Here is a 21,697-nt window from a genome sequence, read left to right on the forward strand (position 1 = left end):
CGGCCGGGGGCCACCGGACGCCCGCGCCGGTCAGGCGCCCTGGCCCTGGTTCTGCATCAGCCCACCGTCCATCACGTACGTGGACCCGGTCACGTAGTCGGCCTCGTCGCTGGCCAGGAAGACCGCCAGCCGGCCGATCTCGTGCGGCTCCGCGGCCCGCTTCCACGGGATGCTCTGCACCTGCTCCTCGAGGTACTTCGGGTCGTCGATCGCCCGCTGGTTGAACGGGGTGAGCACCATGCCCGGCGCGATGTTGTTGACGTTCATCCGCATCGGCGCGCCCTCCAGGGCCAGGGTCTTGGCGAACTCCAGCAACGCGCCCTTGCTGGTGTCGTAGTCCGCGCCACCGGCCCGGGCCACCTCCTGGTGGATCGAGGTGGTGTTGATGATCCGCCCACCGCCGCCGGACTCCCGGCGGTGCTGGACGAACCGGCGGGAGCAGAAGAACGCCCCGTACACGTTGGTGCGGATCGCCCGGTCCCAGGTCCCGGTGTCCAGGTCGGCCACCGGGGTGCCGGAGGCGTCCACACCGGCGTTGTTCATCAGCACGTCCAGCGTGCCGAACTCGGCCAGCGCCTCGTCGAACATCGACTCGACCCGCTGCTCGTCGCTGATGTCGCCCTGCACCACGATCGCCCGCTGGCCGGACGCCTCGACCTCGCCCCGGGTGTGCTCCGCCCCCTGCCGGTCGTGCAGGTAGTGCACCACCACGTCGGCGCCCTCCCGGCCGAACTCGATCGCCGTCGCCTGCCCGATCCCTGAGTCCGAGCCGGTGATGAGTGCCGTCTTCCCCGCCAGTCGTCCGGTCACGATCCTGCTCCCTCCCTCATGCCCGTGCCGCTCGGCACGGGCTGGTGCGCCCGTGGTCGGGCCCGCTCGGCGGCCTCGGTCAGCCGGCCGGCCGCGTTGATCAGTCCGATGTGGGAGAACGCCTGGGGGAAGTTCCCGAGTTGCTCCCCGGTGACCGGGTCGACCTGTTCGGCGAACAACCCCAGGTCGTTGACCCGCCCGACAAGTTGGCCGAAGAGCCGCTCGGCCCGGTCCCGTTCGCCGGCCAGGGCCAGGCAGCCCACCAGCCAGAACGAGCAGATGAGGAATCCCGCCGGATCGCCGTCCCAGCGTCGCAGCAGGCCGTCGTGACCCAGCCGGCGTTCGACGAGCGCCATCGTGGCGCGCATCCGGGGGTCGTCGGCCGGCAGGAACCCGACCAGCGGCATGACGAGCACCGAGGCGTCCAGTTCGTCGGAGCCGAAGGCCCCGGTGTACGCGCCGACCCGCGCGTTCCACCCCCGGGTGAGCACCGTCCGGCGGACCTCGTCCCGGGCCGCCGCCCAGTGGGCCACGTCCGCCTCGTCACCCAGCCGGGGGCCGAAGCGCACCGCCCGGTCCAACGCGGTCCAGCACTGCACCTTGGAGGAGAGGTAGTGCCGCTCGGCGTCCCGGGCCTCCCACATGCCGGAGTCCGGACGCCGCCAGTCGCTGGCCGCCTGGTCGGCCAGGGCCCGCAGCAGGGTACGCACCTCGGGCGTCATCGGGTCCAGGTAGTGCCGCATCAGCCAGGCCGCGTCGAGCACCTCGCCGAGCACGTCGGACTGCCGCTGCCGCCAGGCGTCGTTGCCGACGAGGACCGGCTGGCTGTCGGCGTATCCGCGCAGGTGGTCAAGGCGGTGCTCGGTGAGGTCCCGCTCCCCCTCGACGCCGTACATGATCGGGGCCGGCTGGCCGTCGATACGCCCCATCGCCCGGGCGACCCAGGCGAACTGCCGGTTCGCCTCGTCCGGGCAGGCCGCCCGCCACAGGGCGTGCAGGGTGAGGCTGAAGTCGCGTACCCAGACGAAGCGGTAGTCGTAGTTGCGGTCCCCGCCCGGCTCCTCCGGCAGCGAGGTGGTCGCCGCGGCCACCACCGCCCCGCTGGGCTGGTAGGTCATCCCCTGCACGACCATCGCGCTGCGCCGCACCTCGGGGCGGTGGCTGCCCTGGTAGTCGTGCAGGGCCGCCCAGGAACGCCAGCCGGCCGTCGCCTCCGCCACCACCTCGTCGGCCGCCGGCACCGACACGTCGGGCCCCTCGTCGGCGGGCGTCCAGGCGAGCGTGAAGCGGTACGTCTCACCGGCCCGAACGTCGAACCGGGACGTCGCCTCCCCCACCCCGAAGGTCAGCGGGACGTCGCTGCGCAGCCGCAGGGTGGCGGTGCCCGCGGTCGCCTCGACCAGGCCGTCCCGGTCGGTCAGGTAGGCGGTCACCCGGCCGTACTCGAAGCGGGGCCGGTAGTGCAGTCGCATCCCGACAGTTCCGGAGAGGCCGGACACGACGCGGGCCAGCATGCGGGGCGGACGGCGGCCGATCTCGTGGCCCCGCGCACCGGGCTCGATCGCGAGGGCGTCGGTGACGGCGACCGCCCCGTGCGGGGTGGTGAAGACCGTCCGCAGCACGAGCGTGTCGTCCAGGTACGCACGCTCGCACTCGTACCGGCCGTCCGGGTGGACCGACCAGTGTCCGGCGTCCTCGTCGAGGATCCTGCCGAACACCGAGGGCGCGTCGAAGCGGGCCGGGCACCACCAGTCCACGGTGCCCCACCGGTCCACCAGGACGGCGGTGCACCCGTCGGCGAGGAAGCCGTGCTCGCTGATCCGTGCGTTCTCCACACGACGGCCTACCCGGTCGGCCCATCGACCATTCACGCCGACCGCGCTGACCACTCCGCGCGGAGTGCACCACCCGACCGGGTTACCGGGCGCGGCGGGCGGGAACGCGGAGGGTCGAGGCGAAGGAGGCAGCTCATGACCAGATCCTCGACTCCGGCCGCCGCCGGGCAGCCCGGAACGGCAGGCGCTGGCACGATGCCGTCCGGTCCCGCCGGCCAGCCGATCCCGTTCGACGACGGCCGGGGCCCGCAGGGTGGCCGTCCCACCGTGACCATCGGGTCGTATCCGGACTATCCGTCCGCGCAACGGATGGTGGACCACCTGGCGGACAACCGGTTCCCGGTGGAGCACACCGCCATCGTGGGCACCAACCTGACCCTGGTGGAGACCGTGCTCGGCCGGATGACCACCGGCCGGTCAGCGCTGATCGGCGCCGGCACGGGAGCCTGGTTCGGGCTCTTCATCGGCCTGCTGTTCGGCATCTTCACCGCCGGCAACTGGGCCGCGGTCATCCTGGTCGGCCTGGTGGTCGGCGCGATCTGGGGTGCCGTGTTCGGGGCGATCGCCCACGCCATGACCGGTGGTCGCCGCGACTTCACCTCGGCCAGTTCGCTGCGGGCCGGCCAGTACGCGGTCACCGTCGACGCCCAGTTCGCCGACCAGGCGCAGGAACTGCTCGGCCGGATGCACCTGACGCCGACCCGGCGTACGGGTGGGTGATCGGACGCCGGGTCGGCCACCCGACGGAGCCGGTGGGGCGCAGTCCCGCCGGCTCCCTCCGTTCACTCGTCGGTGGCGAGCCGGGCGTGCAGGTGCTCGTCGTGGCGGCGGCCGTCGCCGTAGCGGTGGGACTCGCGCAACGTCCCCTCCAACGGGTAACCGGCACGTGCGGCGACCCGGCACGAGGCGGGGTTCGCCACGGCGTGACAGAGCTCGATCCGGTGCAGGCCGAGCGAACCGAACGCCCAACCGGTGACCAGTCGGACGGCGGCCGTGGCGACGCCCCGCCCCCGGGCCGCGGGCACCGTCCAGTAGCCGATCGAGGCCTCGTCCCCCTGGATGCGGTGCAGTGAGACCGAACCGGTCAGGGCCCCGCTCGTCGCGTCGGTGACGGCAAACGACGCGTGGGTGCCGGCCGACCAGTCGGCGCGGGCCCGGGTCCAGGCCTGCGCCCCGGCCAGGTCCAGCCCGGGAGCGGAGGGATTCCACTGTGCCGTCTCCGGGTCGCGCAGCGCGGCCAGGACGTCCGCGGCGTCCTCCTCACGCCAGGGACGTAATAGCAGCTCAGGGGCGCGTAGTTCGACATGTTCCACGGGCCGGGAGTCTTGCACGCCACGCCGGTCCCATGCGCGGGATTTCTGTCGCCAACGTTCCGGCGGGAAACTGGCCCATCGATGGCGCTGAGCGGCGGAAACGTGGCACCCGGAATCGCCGGAGGCATCCCCGAGGGGGAAGCTAAGGGTCATCTCGGGGCGTTCCCTGAGGAGAACGCGAGGCGCAACTTGCCTATACTCGTCCATGCGATGGTCCCGGCGAGGGAGCTGCTCCGGATGGACATGATCGAGGCATACGTCGCCGAGCTGGACAAGGCCCTCCGCGGCCCCCGGGCGACCAAGGCCGATCTCCTCGCCGAGGCGCGAGACGGTCTCATGGACGCGGCCGACGCCTACGAGGACGCCGGTCTCGACCGACGCGACGCCGAGCGGCGGGCGGTCGCCGAGTTCGGGGCGGTGCCCGAGATCGCGCCCGACTACCAGACCGAACTGGGGCTGGCCCAGGGGCGCCGTACCGCTCTGTTGATCTTCTTCGTGCTGGCCGCCCAGCCGGTGCTGTGGCGGCTGACCCGGCACCTGGCCGGCGGGGTGGGGTACGACAGCCCCGGCTACCGGCTGGTCGACGAGGCGGTCAGCTGGATGGGCACGGCGACCCTGTTCGCCGCGATCCTGGCCGCCACCGCCGCCGGGTACGGCGTGCGCTATTTCGGCGCCCGTCGGCGGCTCGTCCGGGCCACCGGGGTCTTCGCCTTCGCGGTCTGCGTGGTCTTCTCCGTGCTCGGGGTGATGCTGACCGTGCTCACCCCGAACGCGCTGATGAGCCTCGCCGGCCTACCGAGCGCGCTGGTGTTCCTCGGTATCCCGTTGGCGGGGATCGGCATCGCGGGCCGGAACTGCCTGAGCGCCGCCTGACCCTCGACCGGACGGGACGCGGGGAGAGCACCGCGCATCGGCGGCGACGGTCACCCGGGCCGCCGCGCGGCGTCACCCGGGGACCGGGCGGCACCGGGTCGACTCAGGCGAAGCCGGCCGCCGCGCCGGGCCGCAGCACGCCCTCGACCACCGCGGCGAAGTCCCGCCACTCGGAGCGCTCGTCGGCCAGGGCCCCCCGCCCGGAGGCGGTGAGCTGGTACGTCCGACGCTTGCGGCCGCTGACCGTGCTCCACTCGCTCTGCACGTAGCCCGCCCGCTCCAGCCGGCGCAGGGCCGGGTAGAGGGTGCCGGTCGGCAGGTCGAGCGCGCCGCCGCTGCGGGCCTGGAGAGCTTCCATGATCGCGTAACCGTGCAGCGACTCGCGCTCCAGCACGGAGAGAATCAGGGCGTCGAGGTGCCCCCGCAACGCGTTTGGCCTCATGTAGCCAATCTACACGAAGGCATTACGGTAGCCTAGCTACAGGTAGGTACCCTATTTGGGATGATCAGGGCGCTTGCCCTCGCCGGCCCCTCCGGACGCCATCGCCGCCATCGCCCCTCGACCACGCGTCGAGTCGTGCCGACCATCCTGGTGCCACGCCGGGAGACGGCGGGACCGCGCCGACACCCGACGCCCGCCCCCGTCACCGCGACACGACGTGCGGACGAGGACGGCGGGATGGACGCGTACAGGTTTCTGAGCAGGTGCGGCCGACTGGCCACCGGGGCCGCCCGGGAGCTGTTCACCGGGCTGCAGACGTTCGGCGCGGCGCTCATCGGCGCGCCGCTGCCGCCCGAGGCCTTTCCTCCCGCCACGCCACCCGCGGGTAGCGCCGTGTCGCCCGGCGGGACGGTCACCGGTCCCACCGCCACCGACCCGCCGACGGGCGGCGAGAGCGGGCGGTCGCCGGTCAGCGGGCCGGGGCGACCGACGATCGGCGAGCCGGGGCGACCGCCGTCGCGGGTCGGACCGGGGGCCCTGCGGGCCGGGGCGGAACCGGGCGCGCCGCCGGCCGGACACCCCGAGCGGTTGATCCCCCACGTTCCCCCGACCCCGACGGAACGTCGGCTCTGGTCGCAGCTGCGCTGATCCCGGGCACCGGTCGGGCACCCCGCTGACGCGGTCCGGAGCGGTCGGCGTCGACCACCCCGGACCACGGGGACCGCCACGGGGCGGCGCGGTCGACTCACATGCCCTTGAGACCGTGCGCGGTGGCCACGACGACGACGTCGGACTCCGGGGTCATCGTCCCGTCGGCCAGGGCCCGGGAGACGGCGAGCAGACCGGCCGCGCTGCTCGGTTCCAGTGGGAGCCCGGCCCGCCAGAGGCGGCGGGTCTCGGCGAGGACGCTCTCGTCGTCCACCGCCACGGCGTGCCCCCGGGACCGCCGGACCGCCTCCAGGGCCTGGACGGCGAGCTGGTTGCCGCCGAGCGACGGCATCGCGCGGGTGTCACCGGGGAACGTCGCGTACTCGTCGGCGCCGGCGAGCACCGCCGCGACCCGGGGGAAGGGCTCCACCAGGCAGATCCGGGGCGCCGCGTCGGCGCCGAGCAGCTCCCGGAAGCCGAGGTGGACGCCCCACGCGAGATCGCCCCGGGACGCCGGCACCACCACCCACTCCGGCGCCCGGCCGGCCCGGTCGGCGAGGATCTCCTCCGCGACCAGCTTGTACCCCTCGATGCCGAACGGGCTGCTGCCCACCGGAGGGACGACGAAGTTGGTGACCGGCAGCATGGTCCGGGAGTCGCGGTAGGCGGCGACGTGCTTCCAGCGCTGCTCGCTGTGCGGGAAGGAGACCACCTCCGCGCCGAGGTCGCGCATCAGCTCCACCACCCGGGCGGGGGTGTCGTCGGTGACCGCGATCTCGCAGCGCAGCCCGGCCCGACCGCAGTAGGTCGCCAGCGACACCCCGGCGTTGCCGGAGGAGGCGGCGACGATCCCCTCGTAGCCGGCGTGCACCGCCCGGCTGACCACCACCGCGCTGAACCGGTCCTTGTGCGAACCGGTGGGGTTGGCGCCCTCCCACTTGAGGGCGACGTCCAGCCCCGGCACCGCCCCCGGGACGTCGGTCAGCAGCGGGGTACGCCCCTCGCCGAGGGTGATCGGCCGCAGGTAGGGCTGGTCGACGCCGGTGGAGTCCCCCGGGGTGTAGACGCACTCCAGGTTCATCGGTCTGCCCTGCGCCAGGCAGGCCGGGCAACCGGTGGGGTGGTCGGCCACCTCGTACCGGCGGTCGCAGCGGATACAGGCGAGCCCCGCCAGGCGCGGGTTCTGAGTCGTGGGCATGCTTCTCCCGGGCCAAAGTGGACGGACGGCGGTGGGACGGACCCGACCCGGACGCCCGCGGAAGCGTCCAGTTTAGGTGGGGCGGATCCACCCGGTCGCGGGACCGAGCCGCGTGGTCCGGGGGTTCAGCGGCACAGGTCGGCGTATCCGTCGAGGGGGAACGTGTCCGGCGCGCGACCGGCCAGCCGCAGCCCTTCCCAGCAGGTCGCCTCGTTGCTGGAGACCACCGGCAGGCCGAAGCGCCCGCGCAGGACCCGGGCGGCCTCCAGCCCCCGGAACGCGGTGCAGCTGATGAAGACGCCGTCGGCGGCACCGGGGTCGACGACCGCGGCGGCGATCTCCTCCGGCGGGACGGAGGCGGTGTCCAACGGGTCCGGCAGGGCCGGACCGGCGGTGGCGGTCACCTCGATGCCGTGCGCGCCCAGGAAGGCCACGACCAGTTCGTCGAGCCAGGGCTCGTACGGCGTCACCAGCACCACCCGGCTCAGCCCGAGCGAGCGCAGCGCCGCCACCACGGCGGTGGACGTGGTGGAGGCGGGCACGCCGGACGCGGCGGTGATCCGTTCGGTGATCTCGGCGTCGTAGCCGAGGCCGTGGTAGAGGCTGCCGCTGGTGCAGGCGAAGACGATCGAGTCGACGGCGGCGTGGGAGAGCATGGTGGCCGCCTCGGGCACGCTGTCGGCGAGCGCGGCGAGCTGCTCGGGGGTGTCCCGGATGATGGACATCCGGGCGACGTGCGCGCTGACCGTCGCGGGCAGGCTCAGTCGCAGGTCCCGCTCGATGACCGTGTTCACACTGGGCACCAGGAAACCGAGCCGGTGGGTCCACTGGGGATCGCGGTGGGTCGGGGTGTCCGCCATGATCGGACGGTAGCGAGATCCGCTCGAGCGCCGGACGAGTCCGGACGCTCCGGGCGGGCGAGCCCGCCTGCCACCATTCGGCTTAGGTAGGGTGGCTACGTGTAGCGTACTGGCACGTGACCGGTTGCCCCACCGCCGGTCTCCCTCGTGAGGAGCTGTCATGAACCTGAGCCGTCGACGTCTGATCCAACTGGCGGGCGGCGCAGCCGCTGCCGTCCCACTCGCCGGGTGCTCGGAACTCGGCGACCGGCTCGGTGACAACCTGGGCACCCGGTCCGGCTCCAGCACCGGCTCCAAGATGGAGAGCGAACTCGACGTCCCGGACCAGTTCAAGGTCCCACTCCCCCGGCCCGAGGTACTGAAACCGACCAACTCCGACGGGACCACCGACTTCTACGAACTCACCCAACGGTCGGCCAAGGTGGAGATCGTCCCCGGGCACAAGACCGAGATCTGGGGTTACAACGGCACCTTCCCCGGGCCGACCATCGAGTCGCGCGCCGGCCGGCGCACCGTGGTCCGGCACCGCAACGAGCTCTCCGTGCCGGTGGTGGTGCACCTGCACGGCGGGAAGACCCCGCCCGAGCACGACGGTTACCCGATCGACTACATCCTGCCCAACGGCGGCTGGAAGCCGGGCGACAGCATGGGCGGCCACGACATGGCCCCCGGCAACACCAGCCCGGGCACGAAGGACTACATCTACCCGCTCGACCAGCCCGCCGCCACGCTCTGGTACCACGACCACCGGATGGACTTCACCGGTCCCCAGGTCTACCGGGGGCTCGCCGGTTTCCACATCGTCCGGGACGACGAGGAGGACGCCCTGCCGCTGCCGAAGGGGGAGCGGGATGTGCCACTGTTCATCTGCGACCGGGCCTTCGCCGAGGACGGCTCGTTCCGCTACCCCTCGGCCGACCACAACCTGCACGACCCGGGCGTGACCGGGCAGTTCTCCAACGGGGTGCTCGGCGACGTCATCCTGGTCAACGGCGCGCCCTGGCCGATCATGGACGTCACGAACACCCGGTACCGGTTCCGGGTCCTCAACGGCTCCAACGCCCGGCGGTACGGCCTCAGCCTCGACCCGAAGCCGAGCGACGGCAGCTCGTTCGTCCAGATCGGCAGTGACTCGGGCCTGCTCGGCGCGCCGATCGGGCACGACAAGATCGAGATCGCTCCGGCCGAGCGGTACGACCTGGTCATCGACTTCTCGAAGTTCAAGGTCGGCACCAAGGTCACCCTCCGCAACGAGCTGGACAACGGCAAGCTCGGGGCGATCATGCAGTTCCACGTCGCCCGCAGCGCCTCGGACGACAGCACGGTGCCGAGCCGACTGGCCGACTTCGAGCAGCTCGACCGCTCGATGGCCGTGCAGACCCGGCAGTTCCTGTTCGGTCAGGGGGTCTCCGGCGGCAAGCAGATCTGGACGGTCAACGGCAAGCCGTTCGACCCGAAGCGCATCGACGCCCAGCCCAAGCTCGGTTCGGTGGAGATCTGGAAGCTGGTCACCGACGTCCACCACCCGGTGCACCTGCACCTGGCCCACTTCCAGGTGCTCAGCCGCCAGGGCCGGCCGCCGTCGGCCCGGGACGCCGGCTGGAAGGACACCGTCGACATCCTGCCCGGTCAGGTGGTCGAGGTGCTGGCCAAGTTCACCGGCTACAAAGGCAAGTACGTCTTCCACTGCCACAACCTCGAACACGAGGACATGGTCATGATGAGCAACCTCGAAGTGGTCTGACTCCCCCCGTACGACCACTGCGACGACCGGCGCGTACCCGAGACGGGTGCGCGCCGGTCGCCGTTCGCGCCCGGGTGGGCGTCGCCGCGGGTGACGGCGACGGAGCAGCGCGGTGACCAGCGGACGCGGCCGTCGGCGACGCCCGCCTGGCTTGAGCCCTTCCCAATCCGCCTTCGAGCCGGCGATGGAAACGTGCGCCTCGGCGGAGTTGGCGATCACCAGGCCGCCCCGTCAGGCCACCCGCCGAAACCGACGACCACGCGCGAAAGGACCGCGAGCATGCCGTACGCCGCGATCAGGTACGACGTCATTCCCGGACACGAGGACGAGATCGCCGAGATCTTCGCGAGCTTCCGCCGGGTCAGCACCCCGGTCCTCAAGAACGAGCAGGGCGAAGAGGTCGGCCAGCTGCTGGGCAGCGCGGTCTTCATCAGCGACGAGATCGTCATCCGGGTCATCCACTACGAGGGCGACTTCCGGGCCATCGGCCGGCACATGGGGCAGCAGTCCGGCGTCCACGACCTCGAGGGCAAGCTCGCCAAGTACCTGAAGACCCAGCGGGACACCAGCAGCCCGGAGAAGTTCGCCGAGTACTTCCGCAACGCCAACATGCGCTGCATCGCGCAGCTCACCAAGGAGAACTACCCCGGCCCGGTGCCGGCCGGCGCGCAGCAGGGCTGACCGCTCCTCGGCGAATCCGGTTGCCGGTGGCCGACGCCACCGGCAACCGCCCTCTCCCCCACCTCGATCAGCGCGGAAAGGTAGCCCCATGTCTGGCGTTTTTGGCTGGATCGACTTCACCCGGGACCTGGTCCTGGACCGACCCGTCGTCACGATGCTGACGGCGACGCTGGCCCAGCGGGGCCCGGACGGCGAGGCGGTGTGGGTCTCGCCGCGTGCCGCGCTGGGCTACCGCACCCTCGACGCGGACGGCGCGGGCGGCCGGCAGCCGTTCGTCACCGAGGTCGACGGCGCCCCGGTGGTCGCCGCCGTGACCGGCGCCCCGCTGCACCTCGACGACCTGCGACAGCGACTGCGCTCGGCCGGACGGGGCTTCGCCCCGGAGACCCCGGCGGTCGAACTGATCGCCGCCGCGTACGCGCAGTGGGGGGTGGAGTTCATCCCCTGGCTGGCCGGCCCGTTCGCGATCGCCATCTGGGACGCGCGTATCGAGGAGCTGGTGCTGGCCCGGGACCAGCTCGCCCAGCAGCCGCTGTACTACACCCACACCTCCACCGGGCTGATCTTCGCCACCGAGCGCAAGGCCCTGCTGGCGCACCCCGAGGTCGACGCGGTCCTGGATGCCTCCGGGCTCCGCGAGGCGATCTCCCACGCGCTGCCCCCGGGCCCGCTCTTCAAGGGCCTGGAGTCGGTCAAGGGCGCCGAGATCGCCCGCTTCGGCCGGACCGGCTGGACCAAGCGGACGTACTGGAAGCTCTCCTCCCGCCCGCACGAGGAGGACCTGGAGAGCACCACCGCCACCGTCCGCCGGATGCTGGAGGACAGCATCCGGGAAACCCTGCCGACGGACACGTCCCGGCTGGTGGCGACCCTCTCCGGCGGCATCGACTCCTCCTCCGTGGCGGCGCTGGCCGCGGCCGAGCTGCGCCGTCGGGGCGGCGACAAGCTGCGGACGTACACGGTGGACTTCAAGTCCAGCGAGTTCGAGGCGGACGTCATGCGGGACACCCGCGACTCGCCGTACGCGCAGGCGGTCGCGGACATGATCGACTCGGTGCACAACCTGGTCGAGCTGGAGTCGACCGACATCCTGCACCCGATCATCCGGCAGGGCATGCTGCGGGCCAAGGACGCCCCCACCCGGATCTACGACATGGAGACGTCGCAGTACCTGTTCATCCAGCACGCGGGGGCGCAGGGCGGCAAGATCGTCCTCACCGGCGGCGCGGGTGACCAGCTCTTCCAGGGCGCCCGCTGGTCCACCGACCAGGGCCTGGTGGAGTCCGGCACGTTCCCGTGGATCGCGCTGGCCCAGCGCTTCGGCGCGACGAACGGCTTCGGCACCGCGCTGCTCAACGCCGACACGCTCGCCGCGTTGGACCTGCGCACCTACTACGCCGACGAGTACCAGAAGGCGATCGGTGAGATCGAGTACCTGCCGGGCGAGGACGAGTGGCAGCGGAACATGCGCCGCGTCTCGTACCTGGTGCTCACCCGGGGTCCGCTGGACTCGTCGGTCTTCGCCGCGGCCGGGCTCCAGACCCGTGCCCCGATCAACTACTACAAGCTCGTGGAGTACGCCTACAACATCCCGGCGGCGTACCAACACCACGGTGGCATCGAGAAGAGCCTGCTCCGCGCGGCGGTCGCCGACCTGCTGCCCGAGCAGGTGCTGAAGCGTCGGCAGAGCGCCACGCCGGTCAGCAACCACCCGAGCTACGCGCAACGGCTCCAGGACGAGTTCCGGGCGATCCTCGCCGACCCGGACGCCCCGGTCCGTCCGCTGATCGACCTGGAGGCGTCGAAGGCGCTGGCCGAGGACGCGCCGCGACTGGCCAAGGACCGGCTCGCCCGCGCGGCGGCCGAGCTGACCCTCCAGCTCAACCTCTGGCTGCACCACTACCGGGTACGGCTGGCGCTGTAACGCCGCCTCCGCAGCGGCACACGCGTCGACCGCTCCCCGCACGACCGTCACCAATCCGCTCGCATCGGCGACTTCACGGCGTAGGGGTACGACATGATCAATGACAGTGTTCTGGACACAATCGGCCGTACCCCGGTGGTCCGGCTCAACCGTCTCCGGGTCGACAACGGCTCGGAGATCCTGCTCAAGCTCGAGTCCCGCAACCCGGCCGGCAGCGTCAAGGACCGTACCGCGCTCTCCATGGTGCTGGAGGCGGAACGCGACGGGCGGCTCAAGCCCGGCGGCACCATCATCGAGTCCTCCTCCGGCAACACCGCCAAGGGACTCGCCCTGATCGGCGCGGCCCGGGGCTACCGGGTCATCCTGGTCACCGACCCGAAGGCCCCGGCGTCCATGGTGGAGTACGTCTCCGCCTTCGGCGCCGAGCTGGAGATCGTCAAGGAGCCGGACGAGACCGGATACCAGCGGCCCCGGCTGAACCGGGTGCACGAGCTGCTGGCGTCCACGCCAGGGGCGTTCTGGCCCAACCAGTACGACAACCCGGCCAACCCGAAGATCCACGCCGAGCAGACCGCGTACGAGATCCTCGACGACGTCGGTCAGTTCGACGCGCTCGTCGCGGCGGTCGGCACCGGCGGTCACATCAGCGGGCTCGCCGAGACCCTGAAGAAGAAGCTCCCCGACGTGGTCACGGTGGGGGTCGACGCCAAGGGGTCGAGCGCGTTCGGGTTCCCGTACGAGACCTGGCTGATGCGGGGCCTGGGCATCGCCTGGAAGCCGGAGAACCTCACCACCGAACTGGTCGACCGGGTGCACCTGGTCGCCGACCACGAGGGGATCGCCACCAGCCGGCTGCTGGCCCGCCGCGAGGGGCTGCTGGTCGGCGAGTCGGCCGGCGCGGCGGTCTTCGGGGCGCTGCACTTCGCGCACCACAACCCGGGGTCCCGGATCGTCGCGGTGGCCCCCGACGACGGCGGCAACTACCTCGGCGAGTCGTACGACGACGAGTGGCTGCGGGCCCACGGCCTCGGCGACCAGGTGGCCGCGCTCACCACGGCGGAGCTGCTGGTCGCCGCCGCCAAGGACCCGGCCTGGCCGTCGATGACGCTGGAGCAGGTGTCCCGCCTGGTCACGAGTGCCTGAGGAGGGACACGTGTTCGCCAACCTCGAACGGCTGGCCCGGTTCATGGACGAGCAGGGCCTGGACGGGCTGGTCGCCACGACGATCGAGAACGTCTACTACCTGACCGGCGTGGCCGCCGTCGGTCTGGAGATCTTCCCGCACACCGGTCAGGCGTACGCGGTGGTCACCCGGGACGCCCTGGACCGGCCGCACTTCGTCGCCTCCCGGTGTGACATCGACCAGGCCCTGGACGCGTCCGTCGAGATCGCCGGCGCGATCGGCTTTGGTGTCTTCTACCGGGAGCTGCCCGACGGCGTCGCGCTGACCGACCGGGAGAAGAAGCTGGTCGCCACGTCGGTCGACGCCCCGGTGGTGCCGACGGCGATGGACGCCCTGGTGGAGACGCTGCGCCGGGCCGGGCTCGCCGAGGCCCGGATCGGCCTCGACGAGGACGGGGTGGCGCACGGCTACGTCGACGCGCTACGGCAGAAGCTGCCCCGGCTGGACGTGCGGATGGCGTCGAACTCGCTGCGCTGGGCCCGCAAGGTCAAGACCGAGCGGGAGGTGCGCAGCGTCACCGCCGCCGCACACGTGGCCGAGATCGGCATCCAGGCGGTCAACGCGCTCGCCGCTCCCGGGGTGACCGAACGGGAACTGGTCCGCGAGTTCGAACGGGCGGTGGCCGGCGCGGGCGGCCGGGCCAAGTTCAGCCACATCAAGATCGGCCGGGCCGGGGTGTGGGGCCAGACCCGTCCCAGCGACGTCGCGCTGAACCGGGGCGACGCCATCTGGTTCGACGTCGGCTGCGTCGTGGACGGCTACTGGGCCGACATCGCCCGGGTGGTCAACCTGGGCGAGCCGCCGGAGAAGCTGGTGCAGTACTACGCCGCCATGAAGGCCGGCTGCGACCGGGCGTTCGAGGAGGCCAAGCCGGGGATGACCGGTGGCGAGCTGTTCCGGCTGGTGGTCGACGCGGTGCACGAGGCGGGCGTGCCGCACTACCGCCGCAACCACGTCGGCCACGGCATCGGGGTCGAGCTGTACGACCGGGTGAACATCACGCCGGAGAACGAGGACACCCTGGAGGAAGGGGTCATCGTCAACATCGAGACGCCGTACTACGAGTTCGGCCTCGGGGCCGTCCAGGTCGAGGACCCGTTCCTGATGACCGCCGACGGCAACACCATGCTCACCACCCTGGACCGGGACCTGATCGTCCTGGACTGATCCCCACCCGTACCACCGGTGCGCCGGAGTCCGACGGGCTCCGGCGCACCGTCGTGTGCCCTGCGGCCGGGGTTCGGGTGTGTGCAGGGGACCCCTGCTCATCACCAGGCGGTAGGAAGGGGCCCCTGCAACCACCTCAGCGAGCCGGCGCCTCGCTCCCTGGTGCGCCTGCGATCATGCTGGGCATGCGGAACGAGAACCTCGTCGGGCGGTGGGACACCGGTCCGTACGACTTCGGGGCGATGGAGTCGAGCTGGCTCTGCCTCCGCCCGGACGGCACCGGCTGGAGCGCCTGCGCCAACGTCGGCGGTGGGTCGGTCGGCCAGCTGACCTGGTCCTGCCCGACCGACGACGAGGTCGAGATCCGGTACTTCTGGAGCGCTTCCGGCCACTGGGCACCCGGCGAACCGCCCGCCCTGGTCGAGGTCGAGGACGAGGGGCCGGACGACACGGCGGTGCGTACCCGCTACACGGTCACCCTCGACACGCCGCCCCTGGCCGAGGTGCCGATGACGACCCTCCACCTGGCGGACGCGGTCGAGTTCGCGCACGACTTCGCGCTCGCGACGCGGGACGTCGACGACGCCGACCCGGCCGCCGGGGACCACGGGTGACGGCCGGGCGCGACAGCCGCTATCCGCCGCGTCGGGCGAGCCGCACGCCGTAGCCGACCGCGCCGACGACGAGCAACGCGCCCAGGAGCTGGAGGCCCGGCGAGTCGTCGGCCTCCCCGTACACGATGGCGGCGGCCCCGAGCGCGACGGCGAGGAGGGCGACGACCGCGAGAACGTACTTCATGAGGTCTCCTTCGCGAGCGGCCGAGCCCGCCGCCGAACGTGCCGGCGGGCGGGCTCGGCCGGATCCTGGTGTCTGGTGCGTGGTGCCGGGGCGGCTCAGTCCTCGACCCACTCGAGCAGGTCACCGGGCTGACAGCCGAGCACCCGGCACATCGCCTCCAGGGTGCTGAACCGGACCGCCTTGGCCCGCCCGTTCTTGAGCACGGCCACGTTCGCCGGGGTGAGCCCGACCCGCTCGGCGAACTCACCGACGCTCATCTTGCGTTTGGCCAGCTCGACGTCGATCCGGACGACGATGGGCATCAGATCACCGCCTCCATGTCGGTCCGCAGGGTGGTGGCCTGCCGCAGCAGCGCCCGCATGACCACCATCAGCAGACCCAGCGCGGCGACACCCACCACCATCAGGAACAGCAGGAGCGGCAGTCCGGGGTCGGACGCGTTGAAGCCGACGAAGAGGAAGACGCCCACCAGCACCCCCCAGGCGGCGGTGATCGCCCACACGATCGCGTCCACCCAGCGCAGGGCGGCGTCGCTGAAGATGCGGTCGTGCTTGACCAGGGTGAGCAGCTTCCAGGTGGCCACGATCACCACCTGGACGCACAGCACCCAGAAGACCGCGACAGCGGTCATCGGCCACCGGAGGTAGGCCATGTCCGGAGACTCCTCGGCCATGTGCGCGAACTGTCCGGGCAGCGAGAAGGTCTGCAACATGACCAGGATCCCGAACAACACCACGAGGAAGACTCTGAGCGGGGTCACCGCTCGATGCTCGGCTAACATGCATCGACTATCACTCGCAACCTATCGAAAGTCAATCGGTTCGCCGATTCGCCTCCGATCCGGTCGGGGCACGGAGGCGGGCCGGACCGGCATCCGACGCCCGCGTACCCGACGCCCCGCGCGCCTCGGGACCGCCAGCCGAGCCGCGACGGGACCACCGCGTGAACGATCTTCCTCGATATAGGATCGCGCCGATGTTCGGGCCGTCCCCCGAATCGGACGTCAACACCGGTGGCGCGACCGCCGGTACCCCTTGGAGGAATGGTGAAGTTCAGTCTTGCCCGCGCGGCCACCGCCCTGGTGCTCGCCGTGGGCGCCGCCGTCGTGCCGGTCACCCCCGCCGGCGCGCACGCCACGGCAGACCCGGTCAGCGTGTATCCGCCGATCCAGGGCTCGTCCACCTGGGACCGCTTCGGCCTGTCCGGACCCGGCGGACACCACGTCGTCTTCTCCAACTGGGGGTACATGAACGACTGGTCGGTCGACATCTACCGCAACCCGGGCGCCACCGTCGTCTCCCCCTTCGGCACCAAGTCCGCCGCCGGTCACGCGATCGCGGTGAAGGTGGTGACCGTACGGCCAGGCTGCGCGACCGGAAACCTCGCCGACGGCGGCTACCGGATCGGACTGGAGGCCCGCGACACCGCCACCGGGGCGATCCTCGCCCGGGCCGACGTCATGCACGTCGCCAACAAGCCCAGCACCATCGTGGTGGGCGCCTCGGTCGGCCCGTGGACCAAGCTCGGCGAGACCGGCAGGTTCCGCTACTCCAGCTGCTACCAGGTCAACGGCGACAGCGGCGCGCACATCCACCTTGAGGTGATCAACCAGCACCGGTACTCGTGCTACGTCGCCCGCTCCGCGAACACCGCGCTCACCGACCTGACCGTCATCGGCAAGGTCGGCGTCCACTACTCGGGCCAGCGGCAGCGCTGCTGATCCGACCGGTCGGCGGGCGGCCCCGCACGATGGGCCGCCCCCTCACTGTCCACGGCGCCACCGCCGCTCCGGTACCGCCCGGGTCGTCTCCTCCGCCGGTATCCGATCGGTCTCGGCCTGGGCGAGGATCCGTTGCCTGGCCGCCTCCCGTTCCGCCGCCTCGATCTGCTCGCCCCGATTCTGCTCCGGGTCTGCCGGCGTACCGTCCACCTGCGCCTCCTGTCATGGGGGCGCGCCGGCGGTACTTGGGGGAAGAACCGACCGCCGCCGCGCCAACTGCGGGCGGGACGACGATCAGCCACTGACGGAACCCACATCGATCACACCCTGCGATCACAGACTCACGGAATCGGCCGGGGTGGGACAGATGCGGTCCGGGGCACGGTCAACGGTCGGCGACGGGAGTGGTGCAGGAGGTACCAGCTACGCGCCGACCAGCGCCGCCAGGTCGGCCAGTTCCTGTGACATCGCCCGCCGCCGCTGCGCCGAGACGGACTGGACGATGTCCCGGGCGTACCGCTGCTGCCGCAGCCACGCTGGCGCGGTGGCCCGAAGATCGAGCAGCACCTCGGTCGCGTCGGCGTACCGGCGCTGCTCGGCGTAGGCCCATGACACGTCCAGCCGGTGCCGCTGCCAGCAGGAGGCCGTCGCCGTCGATCCCGGCGGGACCTGCTTCGCCAGCTCCAGCACCCGACCCGGGTCGCCGGCCACCGCCGCGTTCTCGGCTCGCTGCATCTGGACCTTGTCGACGCTGAACCCACCAACCATGATGAGCTGCGTGGGGTCCAGCGCCCACTGCCCGATCCGGACTGCCGCAGCCGCCGCAGCGGTCGTCAGCTCGGCCGCCACGTCGGGCTCGTTGTTCCTGGCCCGCGCGGCAGCAGCGCCCAGAAGCAGCCACCCCCACGCGGCCAACTCGTCGGGTGCGGCGCGGCTGAACCGGGGTTCGACCTGGTCGGCGGTGGTCACGGCCAGCTCGGCCGCCTCCACGAACCGGCCCTGCCGGACGAGCACCCAGCACATGCCCTGGATGACGGTCGTCGCCACCGCCTGGTTGCCGGCCCGGCGCGCGGCGTCCAGCGCACCGGACAACGCGGTGAACGCCAGGTCGCTGGCGCGGAGTTGGATCAGGAGGTTCCCGGTGAGGTGAAGGGTTTGGGTGAGCAGGGTGTACGCGCCCGCCCGGTCACGCTCGTCAGCCAGATCGGCGGCGGCGCGGACGTCGTGCAGCAACGCCGGCATGTCGGCCAGCACACGGGCGTAGTCGTTGGCGTGGTACGCGCGGTCGACGGTGTGCAGCCGCGCCCGCAACACCTCCGGCTCCGGCGGGTCGCTAGCCGGCGGTACGAGAGCCGTTCCGGCGAGGCCCCGGACCGGCGCGACCGCGCGGCGGATCTCCGCGAGGGAGAGCGGCCGGTGGTCCGGTTCGGCTCGGGCGGCAGCGTGCGAGGTGTCGCCGATCAGCGCGCTGGTGGGCACGCCCAGAGCGCGGGCGAGCGCGTGGAGGGTGGGCAGGCGGGCGCTCTTGCGCGCACCCTGCTCCAGCTTACGGATGACTCCGACGTCCACGCCGGCGCGCTCGGCGAGCTGCTCCTGCGTCAAGGTCGACTGTTGGCGGATCGCGGCGAGGTTCTCTCCGATGATCGGTTCCATGGTCGCTCCCCAGGTAGCGGGTCGAGCGGCGGCCCGCCGGCCTCCCCCGGCCGCCACTGTGGACGCTACACCGGCCGGGAGGCTGCACCGTGCCGCTACGCGCCCGCGTGGCGCGGACCGACGACGTCACGGGAACCGGGAGAACCCCGTCCGGTCCGGCGGCACCGACGGCGGAACGCCCCGTGCTCCCACACCGGCGAAGCGGTGTGGGAGCACGGGTACGAATGGCTGGTCAGGGCGCGACCGTCTGGATCTCGACCAGCACGGAGTCCACGCCGACCAGGCCGGTCGAGTCGAAGACCTCCAGCCACACCGACCAGGTGGTGAAGGTGGTCCCGCTCTCCAGCGGGGACAGCTCACCGGTGAAGCTCGCGCAGCTCTTCGGCACGACGATGTCGTCGACCGGCCCACCGGTGGGCACCGCGCTGCCCTGGCAGAGCACCTTCTTGACCCCGCCGTCGCCGTACGCGGTCCACCGGTAGCGGGTGCCCGGCACCGCTCCGTCCTGCGTGTCGGTGCCGGCGCCGGCGAACACGACCGGCTCCGGCCCGGCGTCGATCGTCGACAGCTTCAGGGTCGCCGCCGGCTTGGTGATCGTGGCGGTCGGCCGGGACTGCCCGGCGGGTACCGCGGTGGCCGTGAAGACGCGCTGCACGACCGCTCCCGCCGCCGTGAACGTCGCGGTGTACGTGCCCGGGGTGACCGTACCGGCCGGGAGGGTGGTCTGGTGACCGCCCTTCTGGAAGACCACCTCGTTGCCCCGTCGGACCGTCCAGGACGCCTGGGCGTCCGGCACCGGGTCGAACGTGTCGGGGTCGTTGGAGGTGCCGACCAGGCTGACGGCCTGCCCCGCGGGGAGCGTGAGCCCGGCCGGCGGCGAGATGATGGCCGCGTTCGCCGGGCTGTCCACCACCGTGACGGTGACCGTCGCCGAGCTGCTCTGCCCGAGGCTGTCGGTGGCCTTGGCCGTGATCACGTGGGTGCCGGCCGACAGTGACGGCACGAACGTCTTGGACCCGTTGCCCAGGTGTCCGTCAATGTTGCTGGTCCAGGTGAGCGGGATTCCCTTGCCGGCGAAGTCGGTCGCCGTGCCCCACAGGTCCACCGACTGGCCCGCACTGAACTGCTGCTTGGTCTTCGGCATGCTGATGCTCACCGAGGGCTTCACGCCCAGCGTCTTGGCGACCGCCGCCAGGGCGTTGATCCGACGCTGGCTGCCGGTCACCTTCCAGCCGAGCCCGCCGACGTGGGCGGTGTCGTTGAGGATGTCGCGGACCTGGGCGGAGGTCAGCTCCGGGTTGGCGGCCATCACCAGCGCGGCGACCCCGCCCACGAAGGGCGCGGCGAAACTGGTGCCGCACCGGGCCTCCGTCTCGTTGAGGCCCGGCTGGGCCGGGTCGAGGAGGACCTGGACGCACATCGGGCCGTAGATCTCCACCGAGGTGGTGACGTCACTGGTGCCGTAGTTCGACTTGTCCGACACCGTCGCGTCCCACGTGTTCACACCGCCGACGCACATCACGTGGACGCTCTCGCAGGGCACGTAGAGCGTGTTGCCGTCGATGTTCTTGCCGTTGTTGCCGGACGACGACACGATCAGCGCCCCGGTGTCCCGCACGTGCTTCATCCGCCGGTCGGTCCAGGTACGGGCGTGTGCCTTGCCGAGGGTCACGTCCCGGCCGAAGCTGAGGTTCACCACGTCCGGGCGGGTCGCCTCGGCGGCCTTCTCCAGCCGGCGCAGCTTCGTCCAGTAGTCGTTGCCGTTGCGGACGGCGACCAGCTCGTCGACCACCGGCCCGGCCGGCCCGGCGGTGCCGTAGCCGTTGTCGACCTGACCCATCCCGGCGAGCACCACGTCGGTGGCGTGCCACGGACAGGGCGTGCCGTTCGTGCAGTTGCTGGGGTTGGGTTTGCCCCACTCCGCCGTGTGCAGCGTGACCTTGGCCGGGAAGTCCGGGTTGGTCTGGAACCCGCCGTCCATCACCAGGTACTTCACCTGCCGGGTCAGCTTGCCCTTGGCCTGGAGCAGTTGCCAGGCCTTGGCCACGCCGGTGTCCATCGGGTTGCCCGACCCCATGTACGACCAGTCGAAGACGTTCTTCTTGATGTTGGGGGCCTCGAAGACGTTGCCATCGGCGATGCCGGTCGGCTCCACCAGCCAGTCGAGGACCAGTTCGGTCCCGGCCCGCCACTCGGCGGCGGCCAGCGCGAGCAGGCGCAGCGCCCGCTCGTCACCGACCCGGTACACACCGGACTGACCGGGCTCGGCGGCGAGCAGGTCGGCAACCAGTTTCGTCGGATCGGCGCGGTCGACGTCCACCCATACCAGATGGTCCTGTCCCTGCTCGTCGGCCGGGAACGAGTCGAGCACCTGGCCGTCCCAGCGGGTCAGGAAGGCGTCCAACTCGGCCTGGTCGGACGTCCGTACCATCACCTCGTCGAGCACCAGGCCGGCCGGCGAACCGTCCGGCCCGGCCACCACGCCGAGTTGGCGGTCGGTGCCGAGCCGACCGACCGGGTCGACCGACAGCCGGGGCGCGGGCAACCTCGGGTCGACCTGGAAGTCCAGCGTCTCGCCGGTGCTGCCGGCCGCGTCGGTCCGGCCGGCGGGTGCCGACACGGTGGCTGCCGCCGCGCTGGGCGCGGCGAGTCCACCGACGAGCGCCGCCACCACGGCGGTGACCAGGAAGCGGCGCGGGCCGGTGAACAGTCGGCGGGCGGAAAGTGTGGGTGTCACGGTGTCTCCTCGGTGTCCGTGGTGGGTTGACACCGGTGTGAGTCCGGACGGGTCGGGATGCCAACAGAAAACCCCGGAGAATTTTTCCGGCCGCTTCACTGAGAATGGTCG

22 protein-coding genes are annotated in these 21,697 nt (G+C 71.8%); 10 read left to right on the plus strand and 12 right to left on the minus strand.

The genetic code is table 11. The annotated features are described in order from the left end of the window. Positions 1–30: 30 nt before the first annotated feature. Together GA0070618_RS32585 and GA0070618_RS32590 are read right to left on the minus strand one after the other, a co-directional pair. A complete protein-coding gene (locus tag GA0070618_RS32585) occupies positions 31–810 on the minus strand; it encodes a glucose 1-dehydrogenase (RefSeq protein WP_088985064.1) in 780 nt (259 codons plus the stop codon). Further along, positions 807–2,645: a glycoside hydrolase family 15 protein gene (locus GA0070618_RS32590; RefSeq protein ID WP_088985065.1), complete on the minus strand. Its 1,839-nt coding sequence runs from the start codon at positions 2,643–2,645 to the stop codon at positions 807–809. The genes GA0070618_RS32585 and GA0070618_RS32590 overlap by 4 nt, the downstream gene beginning before the upstream one ends. A 195-nt stretch (positions 2,646–2,840) precedes the next feature. On the opposite strand from GA0070618_RS32590, the gene GA0070618_RS32595 reads away from it, so the two are divergent. Further along, complete coding sequence (locus GA0070618_RS32595) at positions 2,841–3,365, plus strand: general stress protein (protein ID WP_414467623.1); 525 nt, start codon at positions 2,841–2,843, stop codon at positions 3,363–3,365. Positions 3,366–3,427: 62 nt separating this feature from the next. On the opposite strand, the gene GA0070618_RS32600 is transcribed toward GA0070618_RS32595, so the two are convergent. Further along, positions 3,428–3,958, minus strand: coding sequence for a GNAT family N-acetyltransferase (locus GA0070618_RS32600; RefSeq protein WP_088985067.1), 531 nt, complete (start codon positions 3,956–3,958; stop codon positions 3,428–3,430). A gap of 210 nt (positions 3,959–4,168) precedes the next feature. Here GA0070618_RS32600 and GA0070618_RS32605 point away from each other — a divergent pair, with 210 nt between their 5' ends. Continuing rightward, positions 4,169–4,831, plus strand: a complete 663-nt coding sequence (locus GA0070618_RS32605) for a permease prefix domain 1-containing protein (protein ID WP_231931535.1) — start codon at positions 4,169–4,171, stop codon at positions 4,829–4,831. Positions 4,832–4,934: 103 nt separating this feature from the next. On the opposite strand, the gene GA0070618_RS32610 is transcribed toward GA0070618_RS32605, so the two are convergent. After that, positions 4,935–5,273: a PadR family transcriptional regulator gene (locus tag GA0070618_RS32610; protein WP_088985068.1), complete on the minus strand. Its 339-nt coding sequence runs from the start codon at positions 5,271–5,273 to the stop codon at positions 4,935–4,937. A gap of 237 nt (positions 5,274–5,510) precedes the next feature. On the opposite strand from GA0070618_RS32610, the gene GA0070618_RS32615 reads away from it, so the two are divergent. Then, a complete protein-coding gene (locus tag GA0070618_RS32615; protein ID WP_094977970.1) occupies positions 5,511–5,921 on the plus strand; it encodes a DUF6059 family protein in 411 nt (136 codons plus the stop codon). A gap of 97 nt (positions 5,922–6,018) precedes the next feature. Here the strand turns inward: GA0070618_RS32615 and GA0070618_RS32620 are convergent, their stop codons facing one another. Then, positions 6,019–7,119 (minus strand): threonine synthase, encoded by a 1,101-nt coding sequence (locus tag GA0070618_RS32620; RefSeq protein WP_088985070.1) that lies wholly within the window; start codon positions 7,117–7,119, stop codon positions 6,019–6,021. A 125-nt stretch (positions 7,120–7,244) separates the two neighbouring features. Further along, on the minus strand, positions 7,245–7,979 hold the full coding sequence (locus GA0070618_RS32625; protein WP_157749058.1) for a maleate cis-trans isomerase family protein: 735 nt from the start codon (positions 7,977–7,979) through the stop codon (positions 7,245–7,247). 160 nt (positions 7,980–8,139) lie between these two features. Here GA0070618_RS32625 and GA0070618_RS32630 point away from each other — a divergent pair, with 160 nt between their 5' ends. From GA0070618_RS32630 to GA0070618_RS32655, 6 genes are all read left to right on the plus strand, one after another. Then, the gene (locus tag GA0070618_RS32630; RefSeq protein ID WP_088985072.1) at positions 8,140–9,723 is read left to right on the plus strand and encodes a multicopper oxidase family protein; all 1,584 of its coding nucleotides are present in this window, start codon (positions 8,140–8,142) and stop codon (positions 9,721–9,723) included. A gap of 279 nt (positions 9,724–10,002) precedes the next feature. Continuing rightward, positions 10,003–10,404, plus strand: coding sequence for a SchA/CurD-like domain-containing protein (locus GA0070618_RS32635; protein WP_088985073.1), 402 nt, complete (start codon positions 10,003–10,005; stop codon positions 10,402–10,404). A gap of 88 nt (positions 10,405–10,492) precedes the next feature. Then, positions 10,493–12,328 (plus strand): asparagine synthetase B family protein, encoded by a 1,836-nt coding sequence (locus GA0070618_RS32640; RefSeq protein WP_088985074.1) that lies wholly within the window; start codon positions 10,493–10,495, stop codon positions 12,326–12,328. Between the two features lie 93 nt (positions 12,329–12,421). After that, positions 12,422–13,471 (plus strand): PLP-dependent cysteine synthase family protein, encoded by a 1,050-nt coding sequence (locus GA0070618_RS32645; protein ID WP_088985075.1) that lies wholly within the window; start codon positions 12,422–12,424, stop codon positions 13,469–13,471. Positions 13,472–13,481: 10 nt separating this feature from the next. Continuing rightward, positions 13,482–14,678 (plus strand): M24 family metallopeptidase, encoded by a 1,197-nt coding sequence (locus GA0070618_RS32650; protein ID WP_170107867.1) that lies wholly within the window; start codon positions 13,482–13,484, stop codon positions 14,676–14,678. A gap of 185 nt (positions 14,679–14,863) precedes the next feature. Next, positions 14,864–15,292 carry a hypothetical protein gene (locus GA0070618_RS32655; RefSeq protein WP_143740353.1) on the plus strand — a complete coding sequence of 143 codons (429 nt, stop codon included), beginning with the start codon at positions 14,864–14,866 and terminating at the stop codon, positions 15,290–15,292. 19 nt (positions 15,293–15,311) lie between these two features. On the opposite strand, the gene GA0070618_RS34195 is transcribed toward GA0070618_RS32655, so the two are convergent. The 3 genes from GA0070618_RS34195 to GA0070618_RS32665 all read right to left on the minus strand — a co-directional run bounded on the left by GA0070618_RS34195 (position 15,312) and on the right by GA0070618_RS32665 (position 16,236). Continuing rightward, a complete protein-coding gene (locus GA0070618_RS34195; protein WP_170107868.1) occupies positions 15,312–15,476 on the minus strand; it encodes a hypothetical protein in 165 nt (54 codons plus the stop codon). 95 nt (positions 15,477–15,571) lie between these two features. Then, positions 15,572–15,778 (minus strand): helix-turn-helix domain-containing protein, encoded by a 207-nt coding sequence (locus tag GA0070618_RS32660; RefSeq protein WP_088985077.1) that lies wholly within the window; start codon positions 15,776–15,778, stop codon positions 15,572–15,574. Continuing rightward, positions 15,778–16,236: a DUF2975 domain-containing protein gene (locus GA0070618_RS32665; protein WP_231931536.1), complete on the minus strand. Its 459-nt coding sequence runs from the start codon at positions 16,234–16,236 to the stop codon at positions 15,778–15,780. Before GA0070618_RS32665 ends, GA0070618_RS32660 begins: the two co-directional genes overlap by 1 nt. A gap of 285 nt (positions 16,237–16,521) precedes the next feature. On the opposite strand from GA0070618_RS32665, the gene GA0070618_RS32670 reads away from it, so the two are divergent. After that, positions 16,522–17,196 carry a hypothetical protein gene (locus GA0070618_RS32670; protein WP_211296306.1) on the plus strand — a complete coding sequence of 225 codons (675 nt, stop codon included), beginning with the start codon at positions 16,522–16,524 and terminating at the stop codon, positions 17,194–17,196. A gap of 42 nt (positions 17,197–17,238) precedes the next feature. On the opposite strand, the gene GA0070618_RS34200 is transcribed toward GA0070618_RS32670, so the two are convergent. From GA0070618_RS34200 to GA0070618_RS32680, 3 genes are all read right to left on the minus strand, one after another. Further along, a complete protein-coding gene (locus tag GA0070618_RS34200; protein ID WP_170107869.1) occupies positions 17,239–17,406 on the minus strand; it encodes a hypothetical protein in 168 nt (55 codons plus the stop codon). 213 nt (positions 17,407–17,619) lie between these two features. Beyond that, a complete protein-coding gene (locus tag GA0070618_RS32675; protein ID WP_088985080.1) occupies positions 17,620–18,849 on the minus strand; it encodes a helix-turn-helix domain-containing protein in 1,230 nt (409 codons plus the stop codon). Positions 18,850–19,081: 232 nt separating this feature from the next. Next, positions 19,082–21,586: a S8/S53 family peptidase gene (locus tag GA0070618_RS32680; protein ID WP_094977971.1), complete on the minus strand. Its 2,505-nt coding sequence runs from the start codon at positions 21,584–21,586 to the stop codon at positions 19,082–19,084. Between the last annotated feature and the right edge of the window lie 111 nt (positions 21,587–21,697).

The organism is Micromonospora echinospora (assembly GCF_900091495.1).
GTDB classification, from domain to species: domain Bacteria; phylum Actinomycetota; class Actinomycetes; order Mycobacteriales; family Micromonosporaceae; genus Micromonospora; species Micromonospora echinospora.